The following is an 18,397-nucleotide window of genomic DNA, read 5'->3' as shown; positions in this document are numbered from 1 at the left end:
CCGGGGAAGAGCAACGCGCCCGGCTCGTTTTGAACGTAAGTCGCCAAGTGCCTCCGGCGGGGGCGCTCCGGCTCCAGGATGATCGCCCGCGCATTGCCGAAGACCGTAGGGGGCTGAGGTAGGGGCCTGATCATCCCATCGCCATCGACCCGGGACAAGCCGAGCAGACCAGGGCCAGGGGGTCAGGATGATCAGGCAGGCGGAGCGTGCGCACTGCGCAAGGAAAGGCCAGGTCATGGGCTGATCGTCGGGCCATTAGCGGGCCATTAAGCAGGGTGACGAGGGGGCAATCACGGTCACTCATGACCCGCTCGAAGCCCAGGTCAGCCGCCCTACGAGGTGTGATCCATGCGATTCCCAAGCTGACAGCGCGGGTTCGATTCCCGTCACCCGCTCCACGAGCGAAGGCCCAGGTAGGACGGAATCTCCGAACCCTGAGCCTTGATCGTTTTCAGCCTCTTTTCGATCTCCGGTGCAGAGCGAGCACGCCCGCCGAGCCGTCGCTCTGCTCGTCGGCCGCGCCGGTATGCCGGTCAATCACGTCGGTGATCGCCTTTTCAACACCACCTGCCGCATGCCGATGGATCGGTCAAGGCTTCCAGGAGCGAAGGTCAGCTCGCATTGGGAAGCGGCTGGAGTTGGACGCTGAGCCGGAGTTCCAGCGCTTCGGCGAGGCGTTCCAGCATGTCAACACCGCCTCAAAACTGGATCTGGCCCACATCTCGTGATCGTAACGACCCCTTTGTGCGGATCCGGTTTCTGTGATCATTACCCGGGTGTGATCAGCCTGGGCTTGGAGTCCTCCTTCCTCACCTGGCCGCCGTCGTCGTGGAGCGCGTGGACGTAGCCGCGGCGCACGTAGCGATCTGGGTTCGCCCCCGTGCCGAGCAGGCCTCGTGCCGCAGGTGCGGATCCGTGTCCGTTCATGTCCATAGTCAGTACGAACGAAGGCTCGCAGATGCAGCCCTCGGCGGTCGCCGGGTGCTGCTCCGCGTGAGGAGCCGCCGGTTCTTCTGCGACAACGACGACTGCCCCGCAAAGACGTTCACCGAGCAGATTCCCGGCCTGACCAGGCCGTACGCCCGACAAAGCTCCCTGCGGGCATCGATGCTGGATGCGATCGCGCTGGCCTTGGCGGGCCGCGCCGGAGCACGCCTGGCCGCCGTACTCGGCCTGTCGGTCGGCCGCAACACGCTACTGCGCCGGATCCGGGCGATGCCCGACCCCGAGATCGGCCAGATCACGGTGCTCGGCGTGGACGACTTCGCGCTGCGCCGCGGCCACGTCTACGGCACGATCTTGATCAACATGGACACCCATCGCCCGGTCGACCTGCTCCCCGACCGCGAAGCCGACACGTTGGCCGCCTGGCTACGCGACCATCCTGGAGTCGAGGTGATCTGCCGGGACCGGGCCGGGGCCTATGCCGAGGGCGCCCGCCAGGGGGCGCCCGAGGCCATTCAGGTCGCCGACCGGTGGCATCTGTGGGACAACCTGGGCCGTTACGTGGAAAAGACGATCGCCGCGCACCATCACTGCGTGCAACGCCCCGAACCTGTCTCCGCGCCGCCGGCACCCGACCAGTCGAGCCGCGACCTGCAACAACTGGCCGCCGAAGCGGCCGCAGCCCGCGCTGAGACCAGCACCATCGTGGTGCGCACCCGCAAACGCTATGAGCAGGTCCAGGCGCTGAAAGCCGCGGGCAAAGGCATCAAGCCGATCATGCGGGAGCTTGGCCTGGCCAAGGAGACCGTCCGCAAGTTCTATCGGGCCCACGCCATTGAGGAGGTCCTGGCCACCAGCCTGGCCGGGCGGCCGAGCAAGCTCGACCCCTACAAGCCCTACCTGCACCAACGCTGGAACGATGGCTGCACCAATGTCCTGGAACTGCACCGCGAGATCGCCTCGCAGGGCTATCGCGGCAGCTACGGCTTGGTCCGCGACTACCTGGCCCCCTTCCGCGAGACAGGTGCCGCACCGCCCGCGGCCGCCAAGCCGCCCAAGGTCCGCACCATCACCCGCTGGATCATGACCTGCCCCGATGACCTGGACAGCGACGAGGAGGCCGCACTCAACAATGTGCTGGCCGACTGTCCGCACCTCACCGCCCTCGCCGGCCACGTTCGGAGCTTCGCCGAGATGATGCTCCAACGCCAGGGTGACCGGCTTGAGGAATGGATGACCGAGGTCGACGCCGACGACCTGCCCCACCTGCGCTCTTTCACCCTCGGAATACGGCGCGATCACGCCGCTGTCCTCAACGCGCTGACCCTGCCGCACAGCTCCGGCGCCGTCGAAGGCAACGTCAACCGCCTCAAGATGCTCAAGCGGCAGACCTACGGCCGTGCCGCCTTCGACCTGCTCCGCAAGCGTGTGCTCCTCACCGCGTGAGGCTCACAGGGGGTCGTTACGATCACGAGATATGGGCCAGATCCAGTATTCAAGGCTCGTCGACACAGCATGGGGATCGTGGGCATGGTGCCACCCGCCTCGAAGCGGGCCACCGCCGGCTGCTTGAGCCCGGCCCGCTCGGCGAGCTCGGCCTGGGTGAGACCGAGCTCTTCACGACGACGCCGGACCACCTCGCCGAGCTCGAAACGGATTCGCGCGGCCTCGTAGGCGGCCCCGGCACCGGGCCGGCTCATGATCTCGGTACGCCTGTCAGACCACGTCCTGCGCTCGGCCATGGCACTCACTCCTCCTCCGCCGTGTGAGCCTTCGCGATACATCGCTTCATTGCTCGCACCGCACGTTCGATCTCGGCCGTCTCACGCATTCGCTGCTTACGGAAGACCGTGAGCAGGATGATGCGCCTGCCCGGTGCGATCCAGTAGCTGATGCGTACGGCCTCGCGGGCGAGATGGAATCGAAGCTCGCGGAGCTTGCCGTACAGCTGCCTGGTGTACGGCTCGTCGAGGAGCTGAGGTGCCCCGGGTTGGTTGGAGGCTCCTAACACTGGAAGGCTGGGAGCCATGCCCGCACAGCGGAAATACCCCCAAGACCTGCGTGATCGAGCCGTCAAGATGGTCTTCGATCTGCGCCAGGAAACCGGAGAGAAGACCGGGACGATCGCCCGGGTGGCCGACCGACTCGGCATTCACCGTGAGGCCCTTCGCACCTGGATACGGCAGGCAGTGCGACACGAAGTCGCATGGAATGAGTGGAATGCACGGAAGGAGGTTCGACTGATGTCGAGCGCGTTCATCATCTGCCACAATCCAGCCCAAGCCATAAGGGACAAGGCCGCCCGCGAGCAGGCGATCGAGCGGATCGAGGCCGAACTGGAGCGCATCGCGGCCCAGCGCGCCCGCGAGCGCCAGCGTGATCTGGGCGACAAGGCCCGCGCCAAGGCCGAAGCCGCGCACGTACGCGCCGAGTGCGCACTGCGCGATCACCCCACGCTCAAGCGATGGATCCGCCAGCAGAAGAACGGACGCCTAGTCATCGACCGGGCCAAGATCAAGGCCGAGGAACGCCGGGACGGCAAGTACCTGCTGGCCACCTCCGACCACGACATCTCCGCCGAAGACGCCGCACTCGGGTACAAAAATCTCCTCGAAGCCGAGCGCGGCTTCCGCGACATGAAAGCGACCTTGCAGCTGCGGCCGGTCTTCCACCGCGCTGGAGCGCCGCATCCGCGCCCACGTGCTGATCTGCTGGCTGGCCCTGTTGCTGACCCGCGTAGCCGAACGCGGCACCGGCCAGCGCTGGCCCCGCGTCAACCGCGAACTCCGCCTCACCCTCACCGGACCGGCCGGGACCGTCATTCAGACCACGCCGATCACATCCACCCAGACCACTATCTTCAAGGCGCTCGGGATCAACCCCCCAGATCGGGTATCAGCCTTCGAACCTGCCTTAACCCCAGCATCTGACGACTCATTCTGATATCAGGGTGTGGACACACGACCCTGATCGGCGTTCCACGCGTTCTCCCAGGTCATCACCCATATTCGTGATCCCGTGTGACCACCAACTGCGAAACCCGGGCAGACCTTCGAGACCGCCATGGGCAAGCCGACCTTCGGGGAGATCTTCGTCGGTGACGTCGACTACGTCTCCGATCACCAGCGCTACGAGTGGGGCGTCCTCGTCTTCCCCTACTTCTTCACCGTCCGGGACACCTTCGCCCGTGTCGCTCCGCTGCAGAAGAGCTGCACCCAACGCTCAATGCAACGGAGCCAGACCTCCTGCCTCGATGGCGCCGGCCGCACGGTGCAGGGTGGCGACCAGGTCGGGCAGCTCGTGCCGGTCGTAGCGCACCGACGGCATGGAGACGGAGAGCCCCGCAACCGCCCGCCCCTCCGCGTCGCGGACCGGGACACCGACCGCGACGACCCCGCGCTCCGAGAGCTGGTCGTTGAGCGCGAAACCGGACCGGCGGACCCGGGCCAGCTGCGCCCGGAGGCTCGCCAGGTCGGGCCGCTCCTCCGGGCGCTCCGCGTAGCGCTCCGGGGCGTAGAGGCCGTCGACCTCCGACGGCGAGAGCTCGGCGAGCAGCACGAGTCCGCCCGTGGTGCGGTACGCGGGGAACACCATCCCCTCGCGAGAGCCCACCCGCAGCGCGTGCTGGCACTCGACGCTGGCGATGAACCGGGTTCGGTCCCCCGTCCGGATCGTCAGGTTCGCCGACTCCCCCACGACGTCGACGAGACGTTGCAGGTGTCCCAGCGCCTGGCTGCGCAGGCGCGACACGCTCGACTGCGAGTACGTCGCCAGCTCCAGCACCGGGCCGGGGTGGTACGTGCGGCGGTCGTCCTGGACGGCGAAGTCGCGATAGACGAGCGTCTGCAGGAGCCGGTGGGCGGTCGAGCGGGCGACACCGAGCCGCTCGGCGACCTGGCTCACCGTGAGGCCGCCCTCCAGTTGCAGCATGACCGCGGCGCGCAGCGCGTGGTCGGCACTGGTCACCACGTAGGCCGGTGGGGTCTTCAGGTCCACGCTGTTTCTCCGATCGGTTCCGTAATGCAGAATCTCATGTTCTGTACCGGTGACGCCTGCAACTGTAGGCGACATGACGACGACAGACAGCCCGGTCCGTCTGCGGGCGGTCTCCGCGCCCGACCAGCCCGACGTGACACCTGCCCTTAGAGAGCTCTACCGGGGCTTCGAGCAGGAACTGTTGGTGCCCCTTTGGACCGAGATCGGCGACCTCATGCCCGCCCACCCGCAGTCGCGGGCCGTGCCGCACCTGTGGCGGTGGGAGAACCTGCTGCGGCTGGCCGCACAGGCCGGCGACATCGTGCCGGTCGGACGTGGCGGCGAGCGGCGCGCGATCGCCTTGGCGAACCCGACCCTCGGAGGACGGCCGTTCGCCACGCCCACCCTGTGGACAGCGATCCAGTACCTCATGCCCGGGGAGAACGCGCCGGAACACCGGCACACCCAGCACGCGTTCCGGTTCGTCGTCGAGGGCTCGGGCGTCTGGACCGTCGTCGGCGGTGACGCCGTCCCGATGAACCGCGGCGACTTCCTGCCCCAGGCCGGCTGGAACTGGCACGCCCACCACAACGCCACGTCGGAGCCGATGGCCTGGATCGACGGGCTCGACATCCCGTTCCAGTACGTCACCGAGGCCCAGTTCTTCGAGTTCGGCCGCGACGAGATCTCCGATGCCGAGCGGATCACCCCTGAGCGTTCCCGCTCCGAGCGGCTCTGGGCCCACCCCGGCCTGACGCCGATCGCCGTCACGCACACCACCCCCGGCTCGCCGCTGCTGTCCTACAAGTGGGAGTACACCGACCGTGCGCTGAGCGACCAGCTACTCCTCGAGAAGGAGGGCTACGCCGGCACCGTCGAACCCGGCCACGCCGCGGTCCGCTACTCAAACCCCACCGACGGCCGGGACGTGCTCCCGACCATCCGTGTGGAGGTCCACCGCGTCGCCCGCGGGATTGAGACCGCGACCGTGCGCGAGACCGGCTCCAGTGTCTACCAGGTCTTCGACGGCTCGGGCACCGTGACCGTCGGCGACCACACCTGGTCGGTGACCCGCGGCGACCTGTTCGTCGTCCCGTCCTGGGAGCCCTTCTCGGTCCGCTCCGAGGCCGGCATCACCGACTCCGACTCGCAGGCCCTCGACCTCTTCCGATTCACTGACGCGCCCGTCTTCGAAACGCTTCGACTCAACCGTCAGGAGACCACCCGATGAAGCTCGCAACCCTTCGTGTCGGCGGCGGCACCCGCGCCGTCCGTGTCGAGGACGATCGGCTGGTCGACCTCGGCCACGACGACCTCGGTGCGCTGTTCGCCCGCGAGAACTGGGAACAGGCCGCCGCGGCGGCCGACGGTGAGTCCTGGCCGTTGGAGGGCGCTGACCTCGCCCCTGTGGTGCCGAACCCGTCGAAGGTGATCTGCGTCGGGCACAACTACACCAACCACATCAAGGAGATGGGTCGCGAGCTTCCGTCGTACCCGACCCTGTTCCCCAAGTTCGCCGACACGCTGATCGGGCCGAACGACCCGATCGTCAAGCCGGCCGAGACCGAAGCCCTCGACTGGGAGGTCGAGCTGGTCGTGGTCATCGGCAAGCAGGTGCGACGTGCCACCGAGGACGAGGCTGCCGCCGCCATCGCGGGCTTCACCGTGATGAACGACGTCTCCATGCGGGACTGGCAGTTCCGCACCATAGAGTGGACCCAGGGCAAGATCTGGGATTCCTCCACCCCGGTCGGCCCCTACGTGGTCACCCCCGACGAGGTCGGCGGCGTCCGGCCGGCACTCGCCGTCAAGACGGTCGTCGATGGCCAGGTCATGCAGAGCGACGACACCGGCACCCTGCTCTTCGACCCGGTCCAGCTGGTGCAGTACATCTCCACCGTGGTCCGGCTCAACCCGGGCGACCTGATCGCGACCGGCACACCGGCCGGTGTCGGGCACGCCCGCGACCCGAAGGTCTACCTGGTCGGCGGCGAGACCGTCGTCACCGAGATCGCCGGGCTCGGGGCCTGCACCAACCTCGTCGTCAAGGAGTCCTGACGTGCGCACCCATGCCGACGCGCTGGGCTGGCTCGCCCGCGGCACCGAGCTGCTCGTCGCCCAGGTCACCGCGCTGGACGAGGCGGGGATGACCGAGCCGAGCCAGCTGCCCGGCTGGACGCGCAAGCACCTCCTCGCCCATGTCGCCGCCAACGCCGACGCCCTCGGCAACCTGGCGGCGTGGGCCCGGACCGGTGTGCCGACGCCCATGTACGCCTCGCTGGAGCAGCGCGACGCCGACATCCGCAACGGCTCCCAGCGCCCGGCCAACGAACTCGCGACCTGGGTCGACGGATCGGCCCGGTCCCTGGCGGCGGCGATGGAGGCCCTCACCGCGGACCAGTGGTCCGCGGAGGTCGTCACCGCCCAGGGCCGCACCGTTCCGGCCACCGAGATCCCGTGGCTGCGGGCACGCGAGGTGTGCGTGCACGTCGTCGACCTCGGGACCGGCCTGACCTTCGCCGATCTCCCCGAGGACTTCCTGACTGCGCTGGTCGTCGACATCAAGGCCAAGCGCGGCCTCGACGAACTGCCCACCGGTCCCCTTCCCGAAGTCGTGAGCTACCTCTCCGGGCGTCCCCACTTCCTCGCCGGGGTTCCCGAGCTCGGCCCCTGGCTGTGAGGAGGCCCGCACCATGAGCAACGTGGACGTGATCATCGTCGGTGGCGGCATCGGCGGGTTGAGTACAGCCTTTGCCCTCACCCGGCTCGGCCTGAAGGTTCAGGTCCTGGAGCAGGCACCCGAGTTTGGGGAGGTTGGAGCCGGCCTGCAGCTCGCACCGAACTGCACCCGGATCCTCGACGACTACGGACTGCTCGACAAGGCGAAGTCTCTCGGCGTCGTCCCCGACCGGATGGTGATGCGTGACGCGATCGACGGCAGCGAGCTGACCTCGCTCGACCTGCGCGACCTTGAGCGGACCTACGGCTATCCCTACATGGTCATCCACCGCAGCGACCTGCACGGCCTCTTCCTTGAGGCCTGCCGTACCGCCGGTGTCGAGCTGCTCACCGAGCAGCGGGTCACGGCGTACACCCAGGCCGAGGGCAGCGCCACCGTCGTCACCGAGCACGGCACCACCCGGGTCGCCCCGCTCGTGATCGCCGCCGACGGCCTGCACTCGGTTGCCCGCAAGCTGCTCGTCGACGACGAACCAGTCTCCTCCTCCTACGTCGCCTACCGCGGCACGGTCCCCGTCCCCGAGCTCACGCGTCCGGTGGACCTCTCCGAGGTCGTCGTGTACGTCGGCCCGCGCTGCCATTTCGTGCACTACGGGCTGCGCGGCGGAGACCTCCTCAACCAGGTCGCCGTGTTCGAGTCGCCGAAGGCACTGGCCGGGCTCGAGGACTGGGGCACGCCGGACGAGCTCGACACCGCGTTCGCGGCCACGTGCGACGACGTCCGCTCCGGAATGCAGCACATGTGGCGCGACAAGTGGTGGCGGATGTTCGACCGCGACCCGATCAGCACCTGGGTCCAGGGTCGGATCACGTTGCTCGGCGATGCCGCCCACCCGCCGCTGCAGTACATGGCGCAGGGTGCGATCATGGCGATCGAGGACGGCTGGGTGCTGGCCGAGCACCTCAAGCGGCTGCGTCCGGGTGACGGCACGCCGGACTGGGACGATGCCCTCGCGGCGTACGAGGCCGTGCGCCCCGAGCACTGCCGCCGGGTAGTGCTGACAGCCCGCGCCTGGGGCGAGCTGTGGCACCTCGACGGGCGTGCTCGCGAGCAGCGCAACCTTCTCCTCCGGCACCGGGCGATCGACGACTATTCGTTCACCGACTGGGTCTACGGGCCCACAGCCCTGTTCCCCGAGGACGAGCCGCCCATGTTCGAGCCGATCCCGCTGGCCGCGGCCGACCTGGTCGTCAGCGATTCCTAGCCGGGCTGCGTGACAACCGTGCATCACCGGGAGTCCTGCCCGGGTACCGGCCCGCTATGCCGTGCCCCTGACGGCCGCGGAGATCGTCGACTTCTTCGACGCCGAGGTGATCGCCGACACGTCGCCCGAGCGCCCGGTCGAGCGGGCGGCGCGCCTGGCCGGTGGCTGCGTCGGTCGCTCCCTGTCACCGCCGAGGTGAGTGCCGGGGGGACCGCCCGCACGCCGGTGCTGCCCCATCAGGCTGTCGATGATCCTGGCGAGGTAGCCGCCGTGCACCGCGTCGGGCGGACCCTCGACGAGCGGACTGAGCCTGGCGGATGCGGTCATCCGCCCCGCCCCCGACAACCGCACCAGGACCGGTGCGGTCAGGGGGTTGAGGGTGCCGGAGACCGCCTCGCGGGTGGAGTGGAGGGCAGGGGTCCCGTCCGGACTGTCCTCCCACAGGTGCAGCAGGCGCTCCCGGCTGCGGGCCCGCAGCTCGGTGGTCGTCTCCCGGATGGTCGCCGTGGCGCGGGCAGTGTCGATGTCGGTCGAACCGACGGCGACCATCAGCTTACGGGTCGCGGCGACCAGGTCCGGGAGGGCAGCCGAGTAGGCCGCGGAGTCGGTCACAATCGTTCGATGATCGTTCCGGCCGCCAGCGCACCACCGGCACACGTCGCGATCAGCGCACGTCGTCCGCCGGTGCGCTCGAGCTCGTCGAGCGCCGTCGCGAGAAGGCGTACGCCCGTCGCGCCGACGGGGTGGCCCAGCGCGATCGCACCGCCGTTGACGTTGACCTTCTCCTGGTCGACCTTGTGGGTCTGCTGCCACGACAGGACGACCGCGGCGAACGCCTCGTTGACCTCGAACAGGTCAATGTCACCGATCGTGAGGCTGGCCTGGTCGAGAACCTTGGTCGTGGCCTGGACCGGTCCGTCGAGCTGGTAGTAGGTCTCGCCACCGACCAGTGCCTGGCTGACGATCCGCGCGCGCGGCGTCAGCCCGAGGGAGACCGCGAGGTCCTCGGCCATGATCAGGGCGGCGCTCGCGCCGTCGGAGATCTGCGACGCGGTGCCCGCGGTGTGCAGACCGTCCTCCATTACCGGCCGCAGGCCGGCCAGTGCCTCCAGCGACGTGTCGCGAAGGCCCTCATCCACGGCCATCTCGCGGGTCCCGCCGGCCTCGTCGGGCACCGCGATCGGCAGGATCTGCCGGCGCAGGCGCCCCTCGTCGGTGGCATGGCGGGCGAGCTTCTGGGAGCGCACACCGAACGCGTCGATGTCCTCGCGGGTCAGGCCGCGCCGGGCCGCGATGCGGTCGGCACCGATGAACTGGTTAGGCAGGTCGATCGTCCAGGTGTCCGGACGGGGCTTGCCGGTCGGGCCAGGCACGTTGGCCAGGAGCGGGATCCGGCTCATCGACTCCACGCCGCAGGCGATGCCGGCGCGGATGGCGCCGGCGGTGACGAGTGCGGAGACCAGGTGGATCGCCTGCTGGGCCGACCCGCACTGGCAGTCGATCGTGGTGCAGCCCGTGCCCTCGGGCAGGCCGGCGTGCAGCCACGACGTCCGGGTCACGTTGCTGGCCTGCTCACCCGCCTGGGAGACACATCCTCCGATCGCCTGCTCGATCAGGGCGGGGTCGACGGCGTTGCGATCGAGGACGCCGCGCTGGGCATGACCGAGCAGTTCCGCAGGATGGTACCCGGTGAGGGTCCCGTTGCGGCGGCCAAAGGGCGTGCGGGCGGCGTCGACGATGACGGCGTTGCTCATCGGTCTGCTTCTTTCGTCGTGCTCAGGAGGGCTGGAGAGGGTAGCCGCCGGAGACCGGCAGGGTCTGTCCGGTGACCATGCCGGCAGCGTCGGTGCACAGGTAGTTCATGGCGTTGACGATGTCGGCCATCGTTGCCATGCGGTGGATCTGCTGCATCTCGTCGATCGTGTTGTCCGAGCCGATCGCGCCCGGCTCGGTGGCGTTGACCCGGATGCCGTCGGGCGCGAACTCCTCGGCGAGCGTGACGGTCAGGCCCCGGACGCCGAGCTAGGTGATTCCGTACACGGTGTTCGACAGGTAGCCGGCGATCGACGAGATGTTGCGGATCGCCGGGCCCTTCCCCTGGACGAGGTACGGCCGAGCAGACCTCGCTCAGTTGACGACGCCCACCCATTGACGCCGAGGATCTGGTGCCACTGCTTGGCCGTGACCGAGGTAACCGGGACGTTCCACTTCATCAGGTGCAGGCCGGCATTGTTGACCAGGACGTCGATGCCGCCGAGCCCCTCGGCCGCGGCCAGGTCGACGTCGGCGATGGCCACCTTGCCGCCCTGGCGTACAACGTCGCGCGCCATCTCCCGGCCGATGCCGTTGCCGGCGCCGGTCACGAACGCCACCCGGTTCTCGAATCCTCGTGCGTCAGTCATCTTCTCGGTCTCCTTCTCGGGTGGGTCGGTCGCCGGTCAGCGACTCGAACACGTGGGCTCGTCCGCGCCGGATCCACAAGGGGTCAGCGCACTGCACACCGTCGGCGCGCAGCGAAGTCTTGGTGATCTTGTTGGTCGCGGTCTTCGGGAGGACGTTGACCAGGCGGATGTAGCGCGGCGCCCACTTGGTGCCTAAGTCCGGCTGCTCGTCGAGGAACCGGCCGAAATCGTCCGGGTCGAAGGCACCGCCCGGCGCCAGTTCGAGAGCGGCTACGACCTGGTCCCCGCCGTCGGGGTCCGGCACCGCGTAGACAGCGGCATGGGCGATCGCGGGATGGCGCATGAGCAGCCGCTCGATGGGCGCAGCCGCGAGGTTCTCGCCGTCCACCCGCAGCCAGTCGTCGGTGCGGCCGGCGAAGTACCAGAAGCCCTGCTCGTCGCGGTAGGCCAGGTCGCCGGTCCACAGCATGCCGTGGCGCTTCCGCTGGGCGTCGGCCTCGGGGTTCTTGTAGTAGCCCTCGAACTGGTCGGCCGAGTGGAGTCCGACGATCTCGCCGATCGCCTCTCCCGCGTTGAGCAGCCGGCCCTCGGCGTCGAACCGCGCCGGCGGGCACTCCTCGAGGGTGACCGCGTTCATGACGACGGTGCCGTCGTCGGCCCGGCCCATCGAGCCCGGCGGCATATCGGGCACCGGGGCGATCCGGACGCCGCCCTCGCTCGACCCGTACTGCTCCTGCACCTGGCAGCCGAACCGCTCGGCGAAGCGGCGGACGTCGCGTTGGTCGGCCTCGTTGCCGAACGCCAGCCGCAGCGGGTTGTCTGCGTCATCCTCACCCTCGGGCGTGGCCAGGACGTAGCGCAGCGGCTTACCGACGTAGTTGAAGCACGTCGCCCGGAAGGCCCGCACGTCGGCGAGGAACCCGGAGGCCGAGAACTTCCGGCGCAGCACGACACACGAGCCGAGCATGACCGCCGGCGCGAGTGCGGCCATCAGAGAGTTCGAGTGGAACAGCGGCATCGCGATGTAGAAGACATCATCGGTGAACAGGGGCCGCCGGGCGATCTGCGCCTGCGCGAGCCCCAGCAGTCGCCGGTGGGAGCACACGACCGCCTTGGGTGCCGAGGTGGTGCCCGAGGTGAAGACGAGCGTGATCACCGCGTCGGGTGGTACGGCGGCCTCACATGCCTCGGCCTCCGCGGGATCCGGTGCGGGCGGCAGCGTTGCTGCGTACCCCACCGCGTCGACGTCGACCAGCCGACCGCCGGGCACGTCGACCCCGTCCAGCAGGAGCCGGTGCGCCTGCTCGGTGACGACCAGCGCGCAGTCGGTGAAGTGGATGTCGCGCTCGAGGTCGGCCCCACGCCGGGTCGAGTTGAGTCCGACCACGGTGCCGCCGACCGCGGCCAGCCCGAGCGTCCAGAACACGAACTCGGGGGTGTTGTCGAGCAGCAGCCCGACGTGCAACGGTCCGTTGGTGTGCAGCCTGCGCGCCAGCTCACCGCGGCGCCGGCTCTCCTCGACGACCTCGCGCCAGCTCCACTCGCGGTCCTCGAACCGGAGGCCGGTACGGTCGTCGTCGGCCAGCCCGGTGATCAGCTGCGCAATCGTGGTGGGCTCAGACACGATCCATGGCCGCCTTCGCCGAGAAGGTACGAGCCGGGTCCCGGTCGGTGAAGTGGGTGCCGAGCCGGTCGGCGACCTCCTCGAGGGTCCAGGTGGAGTCCGTGGTGAACGTGGCCTCGACGGTGGCCGGTGCGAGCAGTGCGATCTTCCCGCTGTGCACGACGAACACCTGGCCGTTGACGTTCGCGGCGCCGGGGCTCGCGAGGTAGGTCACCAGCGGCACCACCTGGTCGACCGAGAGCAGGTCGGCTCCGTCACCAGGCGCGTCGCCGAAGACGTCCTGGGTCATCGCGGTCCGGGCGCGCGGGCAGATCGCGTTGGCGGTCACGCCGTACCGTTCGCAACCGCGCGCCGCCGACACGGTGAGCGCGATGATGCCGGCCTTCGCCGAGACGTCGCCGAGGACGGCGTGCGCCCGTCCGTCGGCCCCGGTGATCTCCTCGACCACCTCGTGGGCCGCCGGTCCGACGTCGTTCACCACGATGGCGGCACCGGCTGCCGCCAGGCTCAGCGCCTTGGCCCGGCCGAGCCCAGCGCCGGCGCCGGTCACGGCGGCGACCTTGCCGGCGAGTGGCTGTGCCGTGTTCATGCTTGCTCCCTTCGAGGGCCTGCTGCCCAGGGGTCTGGTGGTGGGTGGCACGAGAGCGGGCTCAGGCACCGAGGATCAGGCCGCTGGTCGGGACCGCGGTCCCGGCGGTGACGAGCACACGCTCGACGGAGGCCGGCTGGTTCACCGACGTCCCGCGCACCAGCCGCACCGCCTCGGCGATCCCGTTCATCCCGTGCAGGTATGCCTCGCCGAGCTGGCCGCCGTGGGTGTTCATGGGCAGCCGGCCGTCGAGCTCGAGGTTGCCGTCGGCGATGAAGCCGGCCGCCTCACCGCGACCGCAGAAGCCGAGCTCCTCGAGCTGCGGCAGCACCAACGGAGTGAAGTGGTCGTAGATGATCGCCGCGTCGATGTCGTCGGGTCGCAGGCCGCTCTGGGCGTACAGCTGCCGGCCCACGAGCCCCATCTCCGGGATACCGGTGATCTCGGACCGGTAGTAGCTGGTCATCAGGTGCTGGTCGGCCCCGCTGCCCTGGGCCGCGCCGAGGATCCGCACCGGGATGTGCGGGAGGTCCGCGACGCGGTCCTCGGCGACGACCACGATGGCCTGGCCGCCGTCGGTCTCCTGACAGCAGTCGAGAAGGTGCAGCGGCTCAGCGATCCAGCGGGAGGCCTGGTGCTCCTCCAGAGTGATCGGCCGGCCGTAGAACCAGGCCTTCGGGTTGGTCGCCGCGTGTCGCCGGTCGACCACCGCGACCCGGCCGAAGTCCTCACTCGTGGCGCCGTACTCGTGCATGTAGCGCCGCGCGAAGAGCGCGACCTCCTGGGCCGGAGTGTTGAGCCCGTACGGCGTTAGCCAGGAGTACGCCGCACGCTCGGCGGTCGCCGACATCGGCTGGTCGGCGTGCCCGAGCCCGAAGCGCACACCCGAGCGCTCGTTGAAGGCGCGGTAGCACACCACGACGGCGGCGACGCCGTGCTCGACGGCCAGCATCGCCTGCTGGATGGTGCCGCAGCCCGCCCCGCCGCCGTAGCCGATCCGGGAGAAGAACGACAGCTCCCCCATCCCGGTCGACCGGGCGACCTCGATCTCGGGATTGCTGTCCTTGACGAAGGTCACCAGCCCGTCGACGTCGGCCGGCGTGAGGCCGGCGTCGGCGAGCGCGGCCACGACCGCCTCGCACGCCAACTGCAGCTCGCTGCGCCCAGAGCTCTTGGAGAACTCGGTGGCACCGATGCCCGCGATGACTGCTCGCCAGCTCATGGGGTCACTCCTCGGTCGGGCCAGGCGAGCGTCGCGCTTCCGGTGATGTGGGCGCCCAGCGAGTTCTCTCCGGTGACGTCGACGACGGCGTGGTCCTCGCCCACCTCACGGACGGTGCCGCGCAGCACCATCCGGTCGCCGGCGCTGTTCGGCACGCCGAGCCGGATCCGCAGTGCGCGCAGCTCGGCGGAGGGTCCCCCCCACGCGCGCACGAAGCGCTCGACCATCGCGTTGCTGGTCAGGATGTTCATGAACACGTCCGCCGCACCGCTGGCGCGGGCGACGTCCGGGTCGTGGTGCACGTCCTGGTAATCGCGGCTCGCGATCGCCGTGGCGACCACGAAGCCCCGGTCAAGGGGTACGACGAGGTCGGGCAGCCGCGCACCGACACGGACCTGCGGCGGGAGTGCCGTCATCCCGCCACGTCCTGGATCGCCACGGAGCTGGCGGCGATCAGGTCGCCGAGACGGCTCAGCATGACGTGCTCGCTGCCCAGGGTGCCGGCGAGCTGGCGGGCCCACAGGAAGAACCGGTGCGCGGGGTAGTCGCGGTCGACCCCGGTGCCGCCGTGCAGGTGCTGGGTGCGGTGCACGACGTCGAGCCCGGTCCGCGCCGCCCACCACTGGGCGACCGGCACGCTGGCCAGGGCCCGCTCGGAGCCCTCAGTGACGTCGGACAACGCCTGCCACAGGCTCACCCGGGTGGCCTCGACGTCGATGTAGCAGTCGGCGAGCTTGTGCTGCACCGCCTGGAAGGTGGCCAGCGGCCTGCCGAACTGGTGCCGCTCGGAGACATGGTCGGCGGCCAGGCGCAGCGCTCCCTGCATGACACCCAACTGGGTGGCGCACACGCCGAGCGCGGCGACGTCGAGCGTCTCGCGCAGGGCGTCGGCCGCACCGAGCCAAGTGCCCGGTGCACCGTCGAGGACCAGGTTCGCGGTCGGCGCCGTGTCGGTGCTCAGCGTCGGCTCCCAGGTCACGCCGGGATCGCCGGCGTCGACGAGGAACAGGGCCGGGCCCTCCGCACCGGACGCCGAGACGACCACGGCTCCGCGCTCGCCGAGGACCGGGACGGCGGCCTTGGCCCCGGTGAGGACCCAGCCTTCGGCCGCGGCCGTCGCCGTCGTCGCCGGAGCGGCCGGGTCACCCGGACCGAACTCCTCCAGCGCCACGGTGAGGGCGGGCGTCCCGGCCGCGACGCCGGGCAGCCAGGCCTGGCGGAGTTCGGCCGGACCGAACCGGGCCACGGCGTACGACGCGGCGTACACCGGCCACAGCGGGGCTGCAGCACTCGCTCGTCCCTGCTCCTCGAGCACGGCAGCCACGGCAGTCACGCCGAGGTCGCTGCCGCCGTACCCGACCGGCAGGTGCACGCCGAGCAGGCCTGCCTGACCGAGCGCTCCGTGCAGCCGGCCCTCGGCCTCCGCGCCACTGGTGCCGACCTGGTCGGCGATGATCTGTGCGGCGAGAATCCGGACGCTCCGGGTCTCCTCGTCGGGGGTGAAGTCCATCAGTGCTTCTCCTCGGTCACGACGCGGAACGCCGGCAGGGTGAGCTCGTCGTCCAGATCGAGCCACTCCAGCGCGACGGGTGCGTCGACGTGGACGTAATCACCGACGGCGTCCGGTTCGGCGCCGGCAGCATCGACTAGAATGTTGGCGATCAGGCGGGTCCCCTCCTCCAGCGCGATGACGCCGATCAGGAGCGGGTAATCGAAGGCGGGGTGCCGCGGGTGGTGGGCCACCGTGTAGCTGTAGACCGTGCCGCGACCGCTGGCCTCCACTGTGTCCCAGGTGAAGGACTGGCAGTGCGGGCAGCACGGCCCGGGCGGGTGCCGCAGGGTGCCGCAGTCGGCGCAACGCTGCACGAGCAGGCGGTGCTCTCGCGCGGCGTCGAACCACCACGCGTTGTCCTCGTTGAGGGCCGGGCGCGGGCGCGGTGCGAGCTCCGGCTCGCGGACTTTGGGCCGGAACCGGAGGGTGGTCCAGCGCTGGCGTGCCACAACCTCACCGTCCTGGTTGGTGTAGGTCCGCACGGTGCGCAGGAACCGGCCGGTGCCGAGCGCGGTGACCTTCTCCGCGGAGATCGACTCAATCACCTCCTCGACGCTCAGGTGGTCTCCGACGACGAGCTCGCGGACGAACTCGAACTCGGAGTCGGTCGCGACGATGGCCGTGTAGCCGACAGATGCCAGAAGTGTCGTCAGCCTCTGCTCCTCGCTGTCTGCGGGTAGGTCGCCCGCGATCCGGCGTCGGTGCGCCGCGTAGCCGCGCATCGTCCACGCCTGCGCCATCGTCGCCGGGGCGACGAGACCCGATCGACCGGTCGCCAGCGCGGCACCCTCGTCGGTGTGAATCGGGTTGGTGTCGCCCATTGCCTCGACCCAGTGCCGGATCATCGGGAGATTGACGGGATCCTGAGCGCGGGTCCGCGGCAGCAGGGTGCGTCCGACGAAGCCCACCAGGGCTGCGTCGAGTGCCGCGGAGGTCTCCGACGTCGCCGGCGTCATGTTGTTCATGCGCCACGACCCCTTCGCGGCAGACCGAGACCCTTGACGGCGATCATGTCGCGCAGGACATCGTTGACACCACCGCCGAAGGTGTAGACGAGGCCGGTCCGCGAGTGCTGCTCGATCTGCCCGCCCAGAACCGCGCCGTCACCGTGGGGCCGCAGCCGCGCGCCCGCGCCGACGATGGTGCTGAGGGTGCGCTGCACATCGATCTGCACCTCGGAGCCATAGGTCTTGACCACGCCCGCCTCGGGGCCGTTCAGCGAGCCGTCCGCGACGGCGCAGGTCATCCGCCAGTTCAGCAGTCGCATCGCCTCGAGCCGCGCGTACAGCCGGGCGAGCTCCTCGCGCACCCACGGCTGCTCGTCGGCTCCGGTCTCCCGGGCCCACGCGACGGTGTCCTCCCACAGCTGCTGCATCCGGCCGCCCTGGGCGGCCAGGCCGATCCGCTCATGGTTGAGCTGTGTGGTGATGAGTTGCCACCCTCTGTCGACCTGGCCGACGACGTTGGCCAGGGGCACCCGGATGTCGGAGTAGTAGGTTGCGGTGATGCTCATGCCGCCCACCGTGTGGATGGGAGTCCAGGAGAAGCCGGGATCGGAGGTCGGCACGATCACGATCGAGATGCCCTCATGCTTGGGGACATCGGGGTTCGTGCGGCAGGCGAGCCAAACGTAGTCGGCGGTGTTGCCGCCGGTGGTGAAGATCTTGTTACCGTTGATCACCAGGCTGTCACCGTCGGGGACGGCGCGGGTGGTGAGCGAGGCCAGGTCGGTCCCGGCGCCGGGCTCGGTGTAGCCGATCGCGAAGACGATGTCGCCACTGACGATACCGGGCAGGAAGTCCTTCTTCTGCTGCTCGGTCCCGTAGGCGAGCAGCGTCGGGCCGACGGTGTTGACCGTGACGAACGGGAAGGGCAGACCGGCCCGGTGCAGCTCGTCGAAGAAGACGTACTGGTCCTCGAACGAGCGGCCCTGGCCGCCGTACTCGATCGGGAAGCCGATGCCGAGCCAGCCGTCCCGGCCGAGTCGGCTGACCACCTCGCGGAACCGGTCGCCGCCGGCGCCCTCCTCACCGAGTCGGCGGCGCTCGTCCGGCGGCGCGAACGAGGAGAAGTACGCCCGAAGCTCACTCCGGAGCTCGAGCTGGGCAGGGGTCTCGTGCAGGTCCACGACAGCTTGCTCCTTA

The 18,397-nt window shown here is 69.7% G+C and carries 20 protein-coding genes and 2 pseudogenes; 7 read left to right on the top strand and 15 right to left on the bottom strand.

The features are described from left to right. Nucleotides 1-768: 768 nt before the first annotated feature. The gene (locus Mth01_RS29915; RefSeq protein ID WP_239089939.1) at nucleotides 769-927 is read right to left on the bottom strand and encodes a hypothetical protein; all 159 of its coding nucleotides are present in this window, start codon (nucleotides 925-927) and stop codon (nucleotides 769-771) included. Between Mth01_RS29915 and Mth01_RS23515 the strand changes: the two genes are divergently transcribed. After that, nucleotides 916-2,391, top strand: coding sequence for an ISL3 family transposase (locus Mth01_RS23515; protein WP_239089938.1), 1,476 nt, complete (start codon nucleotides 916-918; stop codon nucleotides 2,389-2,391). The two genes, Mth01_RS29915 and Mth01_RS23515, sit on opposite strands and share 12 nt — an antisense overlap. Here Mth01_RS23515 and Mth01_RS23510 read toward each other — a convergent pair. Then, complete coding sequence (locus tag Mth01_RS23510; protein WP_239089942.1) at nucleotides 2,337-2,645, bottom strand: helix-turn-helix domain-containing protein; 309 nt, start codon at nucleotides 2,643-2,645, stop codon at nucleotides 2,337-2,339. The genes Mth01_RS23515 and Mth01_RS23510 overlap by 55 nt on opposite strands. Nucleotides 2,646-2,692: 47 nt before the next feature. Then, the gene (locus Mth01_RS23505) at nucleotides 2,693-2,974 is read right to left on the bottom strand and encodes a type II toxin-antitoxin system RelE/ParE family toxin (RefSeq protein WP_204018099.1); all 282 of its coding nucleotides are present in this window, start codon (nucleotides 2,972-2,974) and stop codon (nucleotides 2,693-2,695) included. Between Mth01_RS23505 and Mth01_RS30535 the strand changes: the two are divergent. Together Mth01_RS30535 and Mth01_RS23500 are read left to right on the top strand one after the other, a co-directional pair. Next, nucleotides 2,973-3,122, top strand: a pseudogene (locus Mth01_RS30535) (IS3 family transposase); the annotation flags it as partial. The gene Mth01_RS23505 and the pseudogene Mth01_RS30535 overlap by 2 nt on opposite strands. Nucleotides 3,123-3,173: 51 nt before the next feature. Further along, nucleotides 3,174-3,888, top strand: a pseudogene (locus Mth01_RS23500) (IS1634 family transposase); the annotation flags it as partial. Between the two features lie 279 nt (nucleotides 3,889-4,167). Here the strand turns inward: Mth01_RS23500 and Mth01_RS23495 are convergent. Continuing rightward, a complete protein-coding gene (locus Mth01_RS23495) occupies nucleotides 4,168-4,941 on the bottom strand; it encodes an IclR family transcriptional regulator (RefSeq protein ID WP_204018097.1) in 774 nt (257 codons plus the stop codon). A gap of 73 nt (nucleotides 4,942-5,014) precedes the next feature. Here Mth01_RS23495 and Mth01_RS23490 point away from each other — a divergent pair, with 73 nt between their 5' ends. From Mth01_RS23490 to Mth01_RS23475, 4 genes are read left to right on the top strand one after another with little or no spacing between them, the layout of a single operon-like run. Next, nucleotides 5,015-6,151, top strand: coding sequence for a cupin domain-containing protein (locus Mth01_RS23490; RefSeq protein WP_204018096.1), 1,137 nt, complete (start codon nucleotides 5,015-5,017; stop codon nucleotides 6,149-6,151). Next, nucleotides 6,148-6,978, top strand: coding sequence for a fumarylacetoacetate hydrolase family protein (locus Mth01_RS23485; protein WP_204018095.1), 831 nt, complete (start codon nucleotides 6,148-6,150; stop codon nucleotides 6,976-6,978). Before Mth01_RS23490 ends, Mth01_RS23485 begins: the two co-directional genes overlap by 4 nt. A 1-nt stretch (nucleotide 6,979) precedes the next feature. Continuing rightward, complete coding sequence (locus Mth01_RS23480; RefSeq protein WP_204018094.1) at nucleotides 6,980-7,600, top strand: maleylpyruvate isomerase family mycothiol-dependent enzyme; 621 nt, start codon at nucleotides 6,980-6,982, stop codon at nucleotides 7,598-7,600. A gap of 13 nt (nucleotides 7,601-7,613) precedes the next feature. Continuing rightward, nucleotides 7,614-8,864, top strand: a complete 1,251-nt coding sequence (locus Mth01_RS23475) for an FAD-dependent oxidoreductase (RefSeq protein WP_239089937.1) — start codon at nucleotides 7,614-7,616, stop codon at nucleotides 8,862-8,864. 54 nt (nucleotides 8,865-8,918) lie between these two features. Here Mth01_RS23475 and Mth01_RS23470 read toward each other — a convergent pair whose 3' ends face one another. The 11 genes from Mth01_RS23470 to Mth01_RS29910 all read right to left on the bottom strand — a co-directional run bounded on the left by Mth01_RS23470 (nucleotide 8,919) and on the right by Mth01_RS29910 (nucleotide 18,381). Beyond that, nucleotides 8,919-9,476 carry a hypothetical protein gene (locus tag Mth01_RS23470; RefSeq protein ID WP_204018093.1) on the bottom strand — a complete coding sequence of 186 codons (558 nt, stop codon included), beginning with the start codon at nucleotides 9,474-9,476 and terminating at the stop codon, nucleotides 8,919-8,921. Then, nucleotides 9,473-10,618 (bottom strand): steroid 3-ketoacyl-CoA thiolase, encoded by a 1,146-nt coding sequence (locus Mth01_RS23465; protein ID WP_204018092.1) that lies wholly within the window; start codon nucleotides 10,616-10,618, stop codon nucleotides 9,473-9,475. The genes Mth01_RS23470 and Mth01_RS23465 overlap by 4 nt, the downstream gene beginning before the upstream one ends. A 22-nt stretch (nucleotides 10,619-10,640) precedes the next feature. Continuing rightward, nucleotides 10,641-10,832, bottom strand: a complete 192-nt coding sequence (locus Mth01_RS23460) for an SDR family oxidoreductase (RefSeq protein WP_239089941.1) — start codon at nucleotides 10,830-10,832, stop codon at nucleotides 10,641-10,643. 35 nt (nucleotides 10,833-10,867) lie between these two features. Then, nucleotides 10,868-11,266 carry an SDR family NAD(P)-dependent oxidoreductase gene (locus tag Mth01_RS23455; RefSeq protein WP_204018091.1) on the bottom strand — a complete coding sequence of 133 codons (399 nt, stop codon included), beginning with the start codon at nucleotides 11,264-11,266 and terminating at the stop codon, nucleotides 10,868-10,870. Then, on the bottom strand, nucleotides 11,259-12,890 hold the full coding sequence (locus Mth01_RS23450; RefSeq protein WP_239089936.1) for an AMP-binding protein: 1,632 nt from the start codon (nucleotides 12,888-12,890) through the stop codon (nucleotides 11,259-11,261). Before Mth01_RS23450 ends, Mth01_RS23455 begins: the two co-directional genes overlap by 8 nt. After that, entirely contained in the window at nucleotides 12,883-13,479 is a 597-nt protein-coding gene (locus Mth01_RS23445; RefSeq protein ID WP_204018090.1) for an SDR family NAD(P)-dependent oxidoreductase, read from the bottom strand. Before Mth01_RS23445 ends, Mth01_RS23450 begins: the two co-directional genes overlap by 8 nt. 61 nt (nucleotides 13,480-13,540) lie before the next feature. Next, nucleotides 13,541-14,701 (bottom strand): lipid-transfer protein, encoded by a 1,161-nt coding sequence (locus tag Mth01_RS23440; RefSeq protein ID WP_204018089.1) that lies wholly within the window; start codon nucleotides 14,699-14,701, stop codon nucleotides 13,541-13,543. After that, complete coding sequence (locus Mth01_RS23435) at nucleotides 14,698-15,117, bottom strand: hotdog family protein (RefSeq protein ID WP_204018088.1); 420 nt, start codon at nucleotides 15,115-15,117, stop codon at nucleotides 14,698-14,700. The genes Mth01_RS23440 and Mth01_RS23435 overlap by 4 nt, the downstream gene beginning before the upstream one ends. Continuing rightward, a complete protein-coding gene (locus Mth01_RS23430) occupies nucleotides 15,114-16,211 on the bottom strand; it encodes an acyl-CoA dehydrogenase family protein (protein WP_204018087.1) in 1,098 nt (365 codons plus the stop codon). The genes Mth01_RS23435 and Mth01_RS23430 overlap by 4 nt, the downstream gene beginning before the upstream one ends. Next, nucleotides 16,211-17,218, bottom strand: coding sequence for a bifunctional MaoC family dehydratase N-terminal/OB-fold nucleic acid binding domain-containing protein (locus Mth01_RS23425; protein ID WP_239089935.1), 1,008 nt, complete (start codon nucleotides 17,216-17,218; stop codon nucleotides 16,211-16,213). The genes Mth01_RS23430 and Mth01_RS23425 overlap by 1 nt, the downstream gene beginning before the upstream one ends. Next, complete coding sequence (locus Mth01_RS29910) at nucleotides 17,215-18,381, bottom strand: acyl-CoA dehydrogenase family protein (RefSeq protein ID WP_239089934.1); 1,167 nt, start codon at nucleotides 18,379-18,381, stop codon at nucleotides 17,215-17,217. The genes Mth01_RS23425 and Mth01_RS29910 overlap by 4 nt, the downstream gene beginning before the upstream one ends. Between the last annotated feature and the right edge of the window lie 16 nt (nucleotides 18,382-18,397).

It is taken from the genome of Sphaerimonospora thailandensis (genome assembly GCF_016863115.1).
GTDB lineage: Bacteria > Actinomycetota > Actinomycetes > Streptosporangiales > Streptosporangiaceae > Sphaerimonospora > Sphaerimonospora cavernae.
This window is presented reverse-complemented; position numbering and strand designations above follow the sequence as displayed.

What these genes read in the sequence shown, in the direction of transcription:
- Mth01_RS23475 (WP_239089937.1), top strand. Translation starts at nt 7,614, where the DNA reads ATGAGCAACGTGGACGTGATCATCGTCGGTGGCGGCATCGGCGGGTTG.
- Mth01_RS23490 (WP_204018096.1), top strand. Translation starts at nt 5,015, where the DNA reads ATGACGACGACAGACAGCCCGGTCCGTCTGCGGGCGGTCTCCGCGCCC.
- Mth01_RS23425 (WP_239089935.1), bottom strand. Translation starts at nt 17,218, where the DNA reads ATGAACAACATGACGCCGGCGACGTCGGAGACCTCCGCGGCACTCGAC.
- Mth01_RS23485 (WP_204018095.1), top strand. Translation starts at nt 6,148, where the DNA reads ATGAAGCTCGCAACCCTTCGTGTCGGCGGCGGCACCCGCGCCGTCCGT.
- Mth01_RS23465 (WP_204018092.1), bottom strand. Translation starts at nt 10,618, where the DNA reads ATGAGCAACGCCGTCATCGTCGACGCCGCCCGCACGCCCTTTGGCCGC.
- Mth01_RS23445 (WP_204018090.1), bottom strand. Translation starts at nt 13,479, where the DNA reads ATGAACACGGCACAGCCACTCGCCGGCAAGGTCGCCGCCGTGACCGGC.
- Mth01_RS23510 (WP_239089942.1), bottom strand. Translation starts at nt 2,645, where the DNA reads ATGAGCCGGCCCGGTGCCGGGGCCGCCTACGAGGCCGCGCGAATCCGT.
- Mth01_RS23435 (WP_204018088.1), bottom strand. Translation starts at nt 15,117, where the DNA reads ATGACGGCACTCCCGCCGCAGGTCCGTGTCGGTGCGCGGCTGCCCGAC.
- Mth01_RS23440 (WP_204018089.1), bottom strand. Translation starts at nt 14,701, where the DNA reads ATGAGCTGGCGAGCAGTCATCGCGGGCATCGGTGCCACCGAGTTCTCC.
- Mth01_RS23430 (WP_204018087.1), bottom strand. Translation starts at nt 16,211, where the DNA reads ATGGACTTCACCCCCGACGAGGAGACCCGGAGCGTCCGGATTCTCGCC.
- Mth01_RS23455 (WP_204018091.1), bottom strand. Translation starts at nt 11,266, where the DNA reads ATGACTGACGCACGAGGATTCGAGAACCGGGTGGCGTTCGTGACCGGC.
- Mth01_RS29915 (WP_239089939.1), bottom strand. Translation starts at nt 927, where the DNA reads ATGAACGGACACGGATCCGCACCTGCGGCACGAGGCCTGCTCGGCACG.
- Mth01_RS23505 (WP_204018099.1), bottom strand. Translation starts at nt 2,974, where the DNA reads ATGGCTCCCAGCCTTCCAGTGTTAGGAGCCTCCAACCAACCCGGGGCA.